Annotated in this window: 12 protein-coding genes and 1 tRNA gene; 8 read left to right on the plus strand and 5 right to left on the minus strand. The window is 63.0% G+C overall.

Annotated features, from left to right (window positions below):
* The first annotated feature begins 300 nt into the window (after positions 1–300).
* Positions 301–1,629, plus strand: a complete 1,329-nt coding sequence (locus ABEA06_RS03305; RefSeq protein ID WP_345310546.1) for a hypothetical protein — start codon at positions 301–303, stop codon at positions 1,627–1,629.
* Positions 1,630–2,442: 813 nt separating this feature from the next.
* Here ABEA06_RS03305 and ABEA06_RS03310 read toward each other — a convergent pair.
* The 4 genes from ABEA06_RS03310 to ABEA06_RS03325 all read right to left on the minus strand — a co-directional run bounded on the left by ABEA06_RS03310 (position 2,443) and on the right by ABEA06_RS03325 (position 6,481).
* A complete protein-coding gene (locus ABEA06_RS03310) occupies positions 2,443–4,167 on the minus strand; it encodes a heparinase II/III family protein (RefSeq protein WP_345310547.1) in 1,725 nt (574 codons plus the stop codon).
* A gap of 524 nt (positions 4,168–4,691) precedes the next feature.
* Positions 4,692–4,777 (minus strand) — tRNA-Leu (locus ABEA06_RS03315).
* Positions 4,778–4,947: 170 nt separating this feature from the next.
* On the minus strand, positions 4,948–5,703 hold the full coding sequence (locus ABEA06_RS03320) for an SDR family oxidoreductase (RefSeq protein ID WP_345310548.1): 756 nt from the start codon (positions 5,701–5,703) through the stop codon (positions 4,948–4,950).
* A 46-nt stretch (positions 5,704–5,749) separates the two neighbouring features.
* A complete protein-coding gene (locus tag ABEA06_RS03325) occupies positions 5,750–6,481 on the minus strand; it encodes a beta-ketoacyl-ACP reductase (RefSeq protein ID WP_345310549.1) in 732 nt (243 codons plus the stop codon).
* 232 nt (positions 6,482–6,713) lie between these two features.
* On the opposite strand from ABEA06_RS03325, the gene ABEA06_RS03330 reads away from it, so the two are divergent.
* From ABEA06_RS03330 to ABEA06_RS03340, 3 genes are read left to right on the plus strand one after another with little or no spacing between them, the layout of a single operon-like run.
* Positions 6,714–7,133 carry a DUF3099 domain-containing protein gene (locus ABEA06_RS03330; RefSeq protein ID WP_345310550.1) on the plus strand — a complete coding sequence of 140 codons (420 nt, stop codon included), beginning with the start codon at positions 6,714–6,716 and terminating at the stop codon, positions 7,131–7,133.
* A 55-nt stretch (positions 7,134–7,188) separates the two neighbouring features.
* Positions 7,189–7,470 (plus strand): hypothetical protein, encoded by a 282-nt coding sequence (locus ABEA06_RS03335; RefSeq protein ID WP_303382783.1) that lies wholly within the window; start codon positions 7,189–7,191, stop codon positions 7,468–7,470.
* Positions 7,470–8,441: an SURF1 family cytochrome oxidase biogenesis protein gene (locus ABEA06_RS03340; RefSeq protein WP_345310551.1), complete on the plus strand. Its 972-nt coding sequence runs from the start codon at positions 7,470–7,472 to the stop codon at positions 8,439–8,441. Before ABEA06_RS03335 ends, ABEA06_RS03340 begins: the two co-directional genes overlap by 1 nt.
* A 3-nt stretch (positions 8,442–8,444) precedes the next feature.
* Here the strand turns inward: ABEA06_RS03340 and ABEA06_RS03345 are convergent, their stop codons facing one another.
* Positions 8,445–10,043, minus strand: a complete 1,599-nt coding sequence (locus ABEA06_RS03345) for an ABC-F family ATP-binding cassette domain-containing protein (protein ID WP_345310552.1) — start codon at positions 10,041–10,043, stop codon at positions 8,445–8,447.
* A gap of 112 nt (positions 10,044–10,155) precedes the next feature.
* Here ABEA06_RS03345 and ABEA06_RS03350 point away from each other — a divergent pair, with 112 nt between their 5' ends.
* The 4 genes from ABEA06_RS03350 to ypfJ are packed head-to-tail and all read left to right on the plus strand — an operon-like array spanning position 10,156 to position 13,168.
* Positions 10,156–10,788 carry a biotin transporter BioY gene (locus tag ABEA06_RS03350; protein ID WP_303382786.1) on the plus strand — a complete coding sequence of 211 codons (633 nt, stop codon included), beginning with the start codon at positions 10,156–10,158 and terminating at the stop codon, positions 10,786–10,788.
* 3 nt (positions 10,789–10,791) lie between these two features.
* The gene (locus ABEA06_RS03355; RefSeq protein WP_345310553.1) at positions 10,792–11,565 is read left to right on the plus strand and encodes an energy-coupling factor ABC transporter ATP-binding protein; all 774 of its coding nucleotides are present in this window, start codon (positions 10,792–10,794) and stop codon (positions 11,563–11,565) included.
* On the plus strand, positions 11,562–12,182 hold the full coding sequence (locus tag ABEA06_RS03360) for an energy-coupling factor transporter transmembrane protein EcfT (RefSeq protein ID WP_345310554.1): 621 nt from the start codon (positions 11,562–11,564) through the stop codon (positions 12,180–12,182). The genes ABEA06_RS03355 and ABEA06_RS03360 overlap by 4 nt, the downstream gene beginning before the upstream one ends.
* 47 nt (positions 12,183–12,229) lie before the next feature.
* Positions 12,230–13,168 (plus strand): KPN_02809 family neutral zinc metallopeptidase, encoded by a 939-nt coding sequence (gene ypfJ, locus ABEA06_RS03365; RefSeq protein WP_345310555.1) that lies wholly within the window; start codon positions 12,230–12,232, stop codon positions 13,166–13,168.
* Positions 13,169–13,314 lie beyond the last annotated feature (146 nt).

Consider the following 13,314-nt stretch of genomic DNA (forward strand, 5'->3'; position numbering starts at 1 on the left):
CCACGTCACGCCAAAAAACGGCTCAGTGCCGATCCGGGATATCGGCCGCCGGCCCTAACCTGAGTCGGTGGATCGAGGCTTAGCTGACCATGCACAAGCGCAAGCGAGCGTCTACGACCTCACCCACCACATCGACAGCCCACCCTCGGGGGCCGCATCCGGTACGTGAGCGCGGAAGGTGAAGGGTGTGCTGCGGGGGGTACGCGCCAGTGTCATGTGGTTGTCGCCTGCGGGGTTGTTAATAGTTGGCTGCATATACTGGCGGTTCCCCCACTACCCCAGATGAATAGGGCCTTTGATATGGCGCAGCGTTTGAGACCTTGGCGAATTACTCAGTATTTAAAGTCGGGACCGTTGGGGGAGGGCCCTGTTCCCTCGACACAGCAAGTCTTAGAGCATGCTCTGGAGTTCCCAGACAAGTATGATTATGCGCTGCTTGTCCTGTATTACCAGTTCGCGGAGACGATGTTCAAGCAATCTCCCGTGGGTCACTGCGCGCGATTTCGGCGATTTGTTGAGCCGTGGATTGGCCAGGTGGATCGAGATACATCTCGGTTCGTGCGTGGTGCCTTGGAAGCCTATGAGGCTGCATGGGGTGCTGGCATGGGGACGCTGTCTTTAGATGCTACCGCCGATCAGGCCAAGGCGGTCTCAGATGCTCTGGCGGAAATCGAGACCACGCCCGGCAGTATTGAGGAATTGCCTGTATTACTATTGCGTGGTCAGGCGGAAAGCCTGTGGTCTCGGGACGTGGCGGGTGAAACCTTCGCTGCCGTGCGCGCGAACCCGCACAAGGACCTCGTACGTCGCACATGGGACCAGGGTGCGCTGAGCTACTTCAACGATGCTCAACTGGCCAATGAAATCGCGACTGGGGACTCTCTGGACCTCGATATCTCCTGGGCTCAGCCAGCCTATACAGACAATAAGAACGCCTTCGTGATTTCTGTTGACCCGGTGTTCTTCCGAATCTACGGGCCAATGATCCTGTTCAACGCCCAGCAGATCCACGAGACAGACTTGGTGCTGCTGTTATGCGCAGACGAGAATACTGTGCGTGAGCTCGTTGATATCGCCGAGGAATACCTCGGGGTGCTTTCAAAATTCAACAACCAGCCCAAGCCCTCAACCGTCTCGTACTACGCCGTGGACACACCCACGTGGGTCACTGAAATGCACACCTACTACGCGTGCGCCAGGTTCCTGGCCCTGCCCAGCCTGCTCGAGCACTACGAAAGTGTGTACTGCCTCGACGCGGACCTGCTGATGCGTGACGACCCCGCGGCGTTCATAAAGAAGACCGCTAATCTCAGGCTGTCCGTCCCACGCAACGAAGGAACCATAGGCATCGTCCCCTGGCGTCGCTACATGGCCGGTAACCTCGTTGCCAATAAGACGCTGCTCAACACCGACCTGCTGGAGAAGTTGAACTCATACATTAGCGTCGGTCTCAAGACGCCGTTCGCCTGGACCCTCGACCAGAACGCCCTATCCTACGTGGCCGAGCAAGCATCAAACAGTGGCATCGAACCGCTCAACAGATTCCCCCGTCCGACCAAAGTATCCAAGTTCATGGCCCGGTGGGAACGCAACTACAAGAAGCATGCGTTGGCCAACCCGGCAATCTAAATGTCAGCTCGGCTGGTTCAATATGGCCGCAGCGGCCCCGCCAGCATCCGCGGCAAGGTGCCCGTAGGGATCAGGAGGGGTCTCGATGGACCCGCGGTCGGGGCCTGGGGGGCACCGCAGCGATAAGTAATTGTTCAGTCTCCTGCAGAAGAAGGTCCCGAACCAGCGTTGCTTGGCCCCGAGTGAGCAGCCAAGAGTCGCGATCGTGACCTGGATCGAACACACTTATCACCCACGGCGTCCAATGACTTCTTTATCTAGGAAAGCTATTGCGGTCAGCAAGCGTTCGACGCACACATCAATGCCGACTACGGCAAGGTCTTCAATGCGGCACTCACCGACCTCATTGTGGGCACCGGATCTGCCGGGACCTTCCAATCGCCCCTGCAATAACCAACATTCTGGGGCTCCAGGACACGAACAATCCCGGTTTAACCTGGGTAAACGGGAATTTTCATGTGCGTGCGCGATAGGGACTTGGGAACCGCTCACAGCGGTTTCTGGGACCAACCTACGCCGGTACTGCGTGAAACTGGTCAACCCGCGCGTGGTGAAATACTGGGGCCCGTTAAGGGCGTCAACGGGCCTAATCGGCACCATTGAGATCGTTTGGGTGCCCGCTGATATATCCCGACTGTACTGCCACGCTCTCTGTGTGGGTCACCTCTGGATCCAAGACCCAGGCAGGAGTTCCCCCAGTCCGACTTCATGACGGAAGCGGGTAAACCCACCTGATGACCTGCCGCTGTGCGAGCATGGGTTGCCGAGCATAAGCCAACCCTCGGGGCAAACTCCGTCAAATAAGGTGGCGGTCTACCAGTTTCGCTTTTGCTCATTGACGTTCACGGTGTCCTCATCGATTCGGACCCGCCACACTCGCGGGCCTCGCATCAGAACCGCATCAAGCACTCCCGTGCTGGTCAGGTATGAACGGACCACGCCAAGTTCCTGCGGCGCAGAGGGAGCAATCAAAGTCACCACAGTTGACGCTCGCGCCGGTGACTCCGCTGTGATCAGCGTCCCAGGCTTCTGCGTTTTCCACCGTGTGCCGACCCAGGCGCGGTGATCGCCGTCGACAGCACGATACCTAGCAAGCCGCGGCATGGCACCCAGCCAGATCATGTTCAGGGATCGTTTACCGTCACGCAGCTCGAACCCCCGATCATGCCGTGCGACAGTCACGTCGATATCGACATGCCAATGTTGCCGCATGACCACCGGCGCATCGGTTTCTGCCTGGTCCCACACAATCCAGCAATCCGGGCTGGTGAGATAGATGACGCGGCGGCTCAGCGCCGTGTTCTTGTATCCACGATCGGCTAGTTCGAAGTCGTGATAATCTTTCTCCACGGTCTGGCGGGTGAGCTCCACAGCAGCGGAGTCATCATGGATCTCGCCCACGACCGTGGCCACATTGTGAGCCTCCCGTGAATGTAAATACGTTCTTGTCGGGTCGTTCTTCTGGTAGCTATGGAAACCACTGTCCACCAGCCAGGGGCGGCCGTTCGCGTAGATGTGTACGCTACCCCGATCTTCATGCGAATGCGCCCGCACGTCTTGCCCATGACGGATGAGTAGGTGCGACTCCTGCTCGACCGGTCGCGTCTCGCCCCAGCCACTACGAGAAAACACGTAACCACCGTCCAAGACATGAACAGTTTTGGCGGGTTTCGTCCCTAAGCGGCCACGTGTAGCAGCGAAATCCGCGACTGGGTTCAGACCCACGTCCACGACACCCCGCGCCGAATCGCCAATCTGAGGTAGACGCCCATCAGGCTGGGCCATATGCGCAAGAACCGTCCCTGCAGCGCAGATTCTCTCCTTCACATCCTCAGGGACTTCAAGGCCTTCTAACGAGACCCGCTGCCAGGACTGGGACCACCATCGAAGATTCAGCTGGTGATACGACGTCGATCCCTCGTCATTACCGCCCTGAGAATCGAACGTGGACTTGAACTGGTCCACCATGCGAGCCCGCGCAACATTCATGCCATCCAAGGCACCGAGGACAGCGCTCACCACCAACAACCCCGCATGCTGATGCAGCCCGTGATTTTTCCCCACAATATGGGCCTCATCCATGAGCCAATCCCGGTGATAGGCCAGCAGCTCAAGGAACCACGGCAGATCCTCCTGGCCAACAAGGCGAGAGCCAAGGCTTAGTTGGATGGCGCGGTTCCCATCGGCCATGTCTTTCCACGCGAACTTGCTCGAGGCGCGATTCGCCGGCGCGTTGTGCACGGCCCAGGAACGCACGACTCGAAGCCACTCTTGGCGAGCACGTTCATCACCATCCAATGCCTTCCAACGCAGCGGATTAAGCCAACGAAGCGTGTGATGCTGGAACTGCCAATTCCGATCCGTGAACGGATCCGCGGCCCAATCCAGAAGATCGCCTCGCCACACGGGATGCGGAGGCAGATGGAGCTCACCGCTCAGGACCGCCCCAGCTAGCTCATCCGTGTTCTTTGTGCGCGCGTATGACTTCCCGAACGCCTGGCGGTCCGCCGTGGCTAAATTCAAATCGATGGTTTCCATGCGGTCCCTCAGCAGACAATAAGACGAATCCATTCCATCACATGAATAAACGCCCCACACCATTCGGTGTGTGGGCGCCACGGTTCAGCCAGGTCAGTGCGCCGCGCCGGGGGCTTTGCGATCCCCTCCCCCGCCGTGTACACCGGACTCAAGATTGGGGTGGAGACCGACCCGAGCGTCAAGAACAAAGCGATGAGCGCGTCGGTGCCAGCTGCTGTTGTCTGCCTCCGAAGAACGGCCCGACCATAGAGACGATCTGAACGAAAGACTCGAGGGCGGGTTCTCGAGCGCCGGATCCCCTGCATTTGACACCGAATGCGAAGATGGACTGCGCCAATCCCTTGACTAACGCCCCGATGTTTACCCCGCGGCCTACCTAGAACCGTCACCTGTTCCCATAGCAGACCACCGGCGAGATCATCACAGACTTCACCCTCGACACCACACGCAACTACCAAGGGCAACAAAAAAGACCCTGGACCAAGGGTTCAGGGTCTTTCCAACGTCCTGAGACAGGACATTTGTGCGCGAGGGGGGACTTGAACCCCCACCCTCTAATACGAGGACTAGCACCTCAAGCTAGCGCGTCTGCCTATTCCGCCACCCGCGCGAGTGTCACAACCACGATTCGAGGACTCGGAGGACCTCGTGTGGCCGTTGGCAACGAGAAGTAACTTACCACATCCGAGAGCCAGACTCGAAAACATCCGACCGGCCCAGGAAGCGGCGTGCCGCCGGTCCGTGAGAACGGACCGGCGGCACAGCTACAGTGCGGGTGCCTTACTTGCCGGCCTGGGCCAGGAAATCCTCGGCGCCGCCCACGAGCTCCACGTGACCGGTCTCCACGTCGGCGGAGACCATCTTGGCGATCTCCTGGGCGAACTCGTTGACCGAGTAGAGCTTGCCGGCGGATTCGCGGCGTTCTTCGAGCGCGCCGGGACGAGCACGGTTGAGCAGAGTGGCGGTCACGGTGCCCTCGATCATGTCCGCGGAGACCACCACGAAGCTCACGCCCCGCTCGGACATCTCGGGCACCCGCGCGGTCAGGGTGTCCTCACCGGCGCGCTTGGACTTGGCCACGGCCTCGTACTCCGGCATGGTTTCCACGTCATTGATGAAGTGCGCTTGGTGGCTCGTCACGAACACCACGCGGCCGCCCTCGGGAAGCACCTTGAGACCCTCGGTCAGGGCGTCGTTCTGGGCATCGCGGTTCAGGCGCAGCGCGTAATCCTCGCCCATGCCCGATTCCATGCCGCCGGAGGCATTGAGGATCAAAATATCCACCCCGCCGAACTCATCCACACCGGCCTGCAACAGACCGCGGAGGGACTCGACGTCGGTCATGTCGGCCTGGACCGCGATTGCTGCGCCCCCGGCCTCGGTGATGTCCTTGACCACCTTGTTGGCACGGGGCGCCTTCTGGCGATAATTGACGACGACGTTCGCGCCCTCCCCCGCCAGAATCTTGGCGGTGTCTGCGCCCACCCCTCGCGAGGAACCCGTAATCACTACGGTTTTACCTGCCACTGAACTCATGCGGTTCTCCTTTGTCGCGCTGCGCTGTTCAAGATTGTTTTGAAAGTCAGTGTCCCATGACCAGGCCGCCGTCCACGGGGATGACGGCGCCGGAAATGTAGGCGGCGGCGTCGGAGGCAACCCAACGAACGGCCTCGGCGACCTCATCCGGCCGACCGAAGCGGCCGGCCGGAATCATCGACAGGTACTCGGCCTTGACCTCGTCGCTGAGAGCATCGGTCATGGCAGTGTCGATGTAGCCGGGGGCCACCACATTGGCGGTCACGCCGCGGGTACCCAACTCACGGGTGATGGCGCGGGCCATACCCACCAGTCCCGCCTTGGATGATGCGTAGTTGACCTGACCCGGTGCGCCCACGAAGCCGACCACGGAGGAGATCAGCACGATCCGGCCCTTCTTCAAGCGCATGAAGCCCTTGGTCGCGCGCTGCACCACACGGAATGCACCGGTGAGGTTGGTGTCGACAACGTCCTGGAAGTCGGCTTCCTTCATGCGCAGCAGCAGGGTGTCCTTGGTGACGCCGGCGTTGGCCACCACGACCTCCACGGGACCGAACTTCGCTTCGATCTGCTTGAACGCGGTGTCCACGGACGCGGAATCGGTGACGTCCGCTTGGACGGTGAAGGCGCCGTCGGGCCCCTCATCGCCGGAACGCGAGGTGACCACCACGTTGTCGCCGGCGGCCACGAACGCCTCGGCAATGGCGCGGCCAATGCCGCGGTTGCCTCCCGTGACCAGTACGGTGCGGGCGCCTTCGGTGGTGGGCTGATCAGCCATGGTGAACCTTTCATCGAAACGACGGCGCGGCAAGGGTCAACGCCAGATAACACGCTAATAGTGAACTGACAGGCCATCTTATCCGGACACCCACAGAACTCGGTTCCGTGGGTTGGGGAGTTGACACAACGGTGAGATAATTAAAGGAAGTGCTCAGCGCTCTCCCCGGAACCCATGACATCATAATGCGTCTGCGATTTTCCGGCCATTGACTTCCAAGGATCGGTTCAGCATGCCACGCACGCCCACGCCTTCGCGAGACGCCACCGGAGTTCACTCGATTACTTCGGCGGCGGGTCCGCACACGCAGGACATGTCTCACCGCATGAAGGTGTATGCCCTCCAACAGGGTCTGCGCGTCGTGTGCATCGTTGGGGTGGTTTTCATCGACATCCTGTGGGTACGCGTCCTGCTGTGTATTGGTGCGGCAGTACTGCCCTGGATCGCCGTACTGATGGCCAATCGCGGCGCGGACCGCTCTGAGCGCACCAGCACGTATTATCGGCCGCCGCAGCGCATCGAGCTGCCCACGGTCGCCGAGACTCAGGCCAAACCCGAGGATCCGGAGACGGTGGTCGTGGATGGCGAGTTCCGCACACATGAACCGCCCAAGGCGATCACGTATAACCGGATGGGTACATCGCGCAATTGAGCCCCGGTTGCCATCCGGGCACCGAACATCTGCCACACCGAGGAGTAGTTGAACCGTGGAATTTGATCTGCTGGGTTCCCTGAGTCCCCACGAGGGCTCCCCGAAACCGGCCACGAACTCCACGGACCACCCCGCGGTTCCGCAATGCTCACGTCGCGGGTGCGGTCGCAACGCCGCGTGGCAACTACTGTGGAACAACCCCAAGGTCCACGCCCCGGAGCGCCGCAAGGTGTGGCTCGCCTGTGATGAACACCGCGAATACCTGGGTGAGTTCCTGACCCAGCGTGACTTCCTCAAGGCCGTGGAGCCCTTCACCGGCGCGGAGGACCAGTCCTGATGCGCAAATACTCGTTCCTTTTCTCCGGCACCTGGATCGCGTGGTTCATGATGTGCGTGGTCGCCGCGATCGTGTGCGCGTTCCTGGCCCAGTGGCAGATGTCCCGCAACGATCACCTGGTGGCGGAGAACGACAAGATCGAGAACAACTACGACGCGCCCGCGCTCAGTGCCGCCGAGGGCCTCCCGTTGTTCGCGGACTACGACGACACCCAGACCTGGCAGCCGGTGACCCTGGAGGGCCAGTACCTGCCCCAGGACACCACACTCGTGCGTAACCGCCCCCAGGACGGCCGCGTGGGCTACGAGGTGCTCGTCCCGTTCCGCGCGGATGACGGTCGCACCGTGGTCATCAACCGCGGCTGGATCCCGACCGGCGACGGCGCCAACGGCCTTCCCGGGGTGGTTCCCCAACCGCCGTCGGGCGAGGTGACCGCAACGGTGCGGCTACGTCCGGGAGAGGTCGCCGTGGACCGTGGCGCGCCCGAGGGCCAGATCGCCTCAATCGATCTCGAACAACTCAACGAGCGCCTGACGTACCCGATCGCCACCGGGGGTTATGGCCTGCTGGCCTCGGAGAACCCGCCCGCGGCCGAGCGGCCCGCGGCTCCGGCCAAGCCCGAGATCAACTACGGCCCGCACCTGTCGTATTCACTGCAGTGGTTCGCGTTCGCGTTCTTGGTCTTCGTGGCCTTCGGCTACGCCGCCCGCCAGCACGTGCGCAACGAGGAATGGGACCGCGCCTACGCCGCCGAGGTCGAACGCAAACTCGCCCAGTACTACGACGCCCAGGGCAACTACATCGGAGACGTGGACGAAGAACTGATCATTCGCGAACTCCAAATGGCGGACGACATGCCCGCCCACCTCAAATCCCTGTACCGGCCCAAGACGACTCGCCGCTCCAACACCGTGACCAACGAAGACGAAGAGGACGCCCTGTTGGACGCCCTCGAGTCGCAGCGCAACTGAGCCTCAGGCCAGCGAGATCAGGTCCTGGTACTCCTGGCTCCACAGGTCCTCGATGCCGTCCGGGAGCATGACCACGCGCTCGGGTTCGAGTGCTTCCACCGCGCCCTCATCGTGGGACACCAAAATCACGGCGCCCTCGTAGTTGTGCAGGGCGTTGAGGATTTCGCGGCGCGAGGCCGGGTCCAGGTTGTTGGTGGGCTCATCCAGCAGCAGCACATTCGCCGACGACGCCACCAGTGTGGCCAGCGCCAGTCGCGTCTTCTCACCGCCGGAGAGCACCCCGGCGGGCTTGTCGACGTCGTCGCCCTGGAACAGGAACGACCCCAGGATGGTGCGCACCTGCGTGTCCTGAAGCTCCGGCGCGGCGGACTTCATGTTTTCCAGCACCGTGCGGCCGGTGTCCAGGGTGTCGTGCTCCTGGGCGAAGTAACCGAGCTTGAGCCCGTGGCCGGCAATGACCTCGCCGGTGTCCGGTTGGGCCTGCCCGGCCAGCATGCGCAGCAGCGTGGTTTTACCGGCGCCGTTGAGCCCGAGCACCACCACGCGGGAACCGCGGTCGATCGCGAGGTCCACGTCCGTGAAGATCTCCAGGGAGCCGTAGGACTTGGACAACCCCTCCGCGGTGAGCGGGGTCTTGCCGCAATCGGCGGGTTTGGGGAAGCGGATCGCGGCCACCTTGTCCTGCTGGCGCTCACCCTCAAGCCCCGCCATGAGGCGCTCGGCGCGGCGAATCATTTGCTGAGCGGCCACGGCCTTGGTGGCCTTGGCGCGCATCTTGTTGGCCTGGTCCATGAGGGCCCCGGCCTTCTTCTCCGCGTTCTGACGCTCGCGCTTGCGGCGGGCCTCGTCCTGTTCGCGCTGCTGCAGGTAGTTCTTCCAGGACATGTTGTACACGTCGATCACGCAGCGGTTGGCGTCCAGGTAGAGCACCTTGTTGACCACCATGTTCATGAGTTCCACGTCGTGGGAGATCATGAGCACGCCGCCCTGGTAGTTCTTCAGGAACTCCCGCAGCCACACCACGGAGTCAGCATCCAAGTGGTTGGTGGGCTCGTCCAGGAGCATGATGTCCGCGTCCGAGAAGAGGATCCGGGCCAGCTCCACACGGCGGCGTTGACCACCGGAAAGCGTGTGCAGCGGCTGTTCGAGCACGCGCCCGGGCAGGTCCAGGTTGCTCGTAATGGTGGCCGCCTCGGACTCCGCGGCGTAACCGCCGCCGGCGAGGAACTCGGTCTCGAGGCGGTCGTAACGTCGCATGGCCTTGGACCGCACGGCGTCGTCCTCGGAAGCCATGTCCTGCTCGGCCTGGCGCAGCTTGGCCGTCACCCCGGCGAGGTCGCGGGCGGAGAGGATCCGGTCGCGCGCGAGCTGGTTCATGTCATCGACCTTGGGGTCCTGGGGCAGGTAGCCAATGGTGCCCGAACGGGTCACCTCACCGGCGGCCGGCAGGGCCTGGCCCGCTAGGACCTTGGTCATGGTGGTCTTACCCGCTCCGTTGCGGCCCACCAGGCCGACCTTGTCCCCTCGATCCACCCGGAAATTCACTTCGTCCATGAGCAGGCGAGCTCCGGCGCGCAATTCGAGGTTTGTAACGGTGATCAAGAGGGAAAGGCCTTTCCGAAGACATGAGGGGGCAAACCAGATGCCCCGAACCTGCGGGGCACCGACCCAGTCTAGCCGCGGTGAGGCGCTGGCTGAACTAGACTCCGTGAACATGAGCGAAACCACAGGTTCCCCCCGAAAAATCAACTCGTTCGACCTGGCCAACATCGCGGTTTTCGCCGCGCTGACCAGTGTTCTGGCGTTGGCCCCGGCCATTCCCGTGGGCGCGCTCGGGGTGCCCATCACACTGCAGACGCTCGCCGTGTTCCTCACCGGCATGATCCTGGGTGGCTGGCGCGCGTTCCTGGCCATTGCGCTGTACGTGGTGGTCGGACTGTTGGGCGTGCCGATCTTCGCCGGTTTCGTGGGCGGGCCGGGCGTGCTGGCCGGCCCTTCGGTCGGATACCTGCTCTCGTTCCCGCTCGCCGCCGCCCTGGTCGGGTTCCTGGCCCACCGGTCCGTGCGTGAGGAACACGTACGACGCCGCGCCGGCTCCACCTCCGCCACGCCCGACAAGCGCCGCGGGCTGGGTCTCAAGCTCTTCCTGGCCGGTGTGGCCGGGCTGATCCTGTCTCACGTGCTGGGCATTATCGGCATGATGCTGGTAGGCGGCCTGAGCCTCAATGCCGCGGTGATCGCTGACCTGGCGTTCATCCCCGGTGACCTGATCAAAGCCGCTGCCGCCGCGCTGATTGCCGTGGCCGTGCACCGTGCCTTCCCGCGCATGGCCGGAGCCGTTCTCTAGTACATGGCCCGTACCTCCGGATCTTCCCATTACGACCCCCTGGTGCCCCACGCATCCCCGGGGTCGCTGTACTGCGCCAACGTGAGCCTCACGGTTGACTCCCCCGCGGGCCCGTTCACCGTACTGGACCGTGTCAGCTGCGAATTCACTCATCCCCGCACGGCGGTGATCGGGCTCAACGGCTCCGGCAAATCCACGCTGCTGCGCTTGTTCAACGCCCTGGTGGTACCGCAGTCGGGGGTGGTGCGGGTCAACAGCATTGATCCGGTGGCCTTTCCCCGCGAAGCCCGCGCGGCCGTGGGATTCGTGTTCACGGACCCCGCATCTCAGATCCTGATGCCCACCCCGATCGAGGACATCGAACTGTCCCTGCGCCGCCACGTGCCCGACCGGCACGAACGCACGGAGAAAGCCCGCGACTGGTTGGTGCGGATGGGGCTGGAGCACCGTGCCCACCACAGTGTGTTCGATCTCTCCGGGGGCGAGCGGCAACTCGTGGCGCTGGCGGCCGTCCTCGCCGCCGAACCACAGGTGCTGATCCTGGACGAGCCCACCACACTGTTGGATCTGCGCAACCAGCTCAAACTCATCGACATGCTCGACGACCTGGGGCAACAGCAACTCATCAGCACCCACGACCTGGACCTCGCCGCCACCGCTCAACACGTGGCCGTGGTGCATGAGAGTCGCATCATTGCCCAGGGTCCGCCGGCCGAGATGATTCCCCGGTACAAGAGCTGGTGTGCCCATGGCTTCCCGGAGTGGGAGTCCCCGTGAGGCGTAAGGTGCGCCGCGACGATCTCCTGGGAACCTACGTCCCCGGCCGATCGCTCCTGCACCGCTGTCCCCTGGCTCTGAAGGCCGTCCTGCTCCTGGGACTCTGCATCACCGTGATGCTCATTCGCGACTGGCAGTTCTCGCTGGCGGTTCTGGCGCTCACGGCGCTCGCCTCCGTGGTGAGCGGGCTGCGACTGCACCGGTGGGCGGCGTCGTTGCGGCCGCTGCTGTTCCTGGTGCTCCTGCTGGGCGGCTACCACCTGATCTTCAACGGGCCGGCTCGGGCGGCGTCCATCGTGCTGTCCTTGCTCGCGGTGGTGAGCCTGTCGCGACTGCTCATCAGCACCACGCCGCTGCCCCGACTCATCGACGGCCTGGTATGGCTGTGCACCCCGCTCTCGTGGTGCGGGGTCAACACCGAACGCATCGGGCTGGCGGTATCGCTCATGATCCGTTCCGTCCCGTGGCTCTTCGGGTGCCTGGGCGAACTGCGCGACGCCGCCACCGCTCGCACCATCCGGGCCAACCCCGTGCGTCTGGTCACCCCGGCAACCATTGCCACGGTGCACTATGCCCACCAGACCGGTGAGGCGCTCGCGGCCCGCGGGTTGGATTAGCCGCGCCATGGGACCCGAAACGCACGGGCACGACTTATGCTTCGCTCATGAGTTTCAATGACAATTCGCGGCTGGACACGTCGCAGGTGGGGTCCGGCGGCGGGCGCGGTGGTCGCGGTGGACGTGGTGTGGCGGTCGGTGGTGGCCTGGGCGGCATCATCGTGCTGGTCGTGGCCGGATTGCTGTTCGGTCAGGACGGTATCGACATGGTGACCGGCGGAGGCCAGCAACAACAGCAGCAGGGGTCGATCACCAGCGTGGCGGAACAGGATCAAGAGCTGGCCGAACGCTGCCAAACCGGTGCCGATGCCGACCGTTACGATGACTGTCGCCAGATCGCGACCGTCAACTCCCTCAATGAATTCTGGGGTTCCTACTACCCGGAGGCCTCCGGTGAACGCTACACGCAACCCGGCGTGATGCTTTACGAGGGTGTGGAGCAGTCCGGTTGTGGTCAGGCATCGGCGGCCGTGGGACCGTTCTATTGCCCGGCGGACACGTCCGTGTACCTGGACGTGGGATTCTTCGACCAGATGCGTGAAAGCTTCGGGGCCAGTGCCAATGCTTTGGCGCAGGAGTACGTGATGGCGCACGAGGTCGGCCACCACATCCAGAACTTGCAGGGCAACCTGGGCATTGCGCAGCAGAACCCGCAGGGTGCCGATTCCGGTGCCGTGCGCGTGGAACTGCAGGCCGACTGCTACGCCGGTATGTGGGCCCACCACGCGTCCCAGCCCGGTGGCAGCGTGAGCTTGGAACCGATCACCCAGGAGCAACTGGCGGATGCGCTGAACGCTGCCGAGGCCATTGGCGACGACCGGATCCAGGAAACCACACAGGGTCGCGCCAACCCGGAGTCCTTCACCCACGGCTCCTCCGCACAGCGCCAGGCCTGGTTCCTGACCGGCTACCAAACCGGTGAGATTAACCAGTGCGACACCTTCAGCGCCCGTGACTTGAACCGACCGGCGGGGTTGCAGAGCTAGACAGTCTCGGCCGCGGCGGTGGCGGGCCGCGCAGTCTCATGTGAGGAAAATGCAGTGTCGCAATCTCAGGGGAGGCAAATGCTGGATCGGTGCTGATTTTGTGCAGGTTCCTCACCTCAGGCTCCGCGGCTGCGGTTTCCTCCCCT

It is taken from the genome of Kocuria gwangalliensis (assembly GCF_039544365.1).
Classification (GTDB): Bacteria; Actinomycetota; Actinomycetes; order Actinomycetales; family Micrococcaceae; genus Kocuria; species Kocuria gwangalliensis.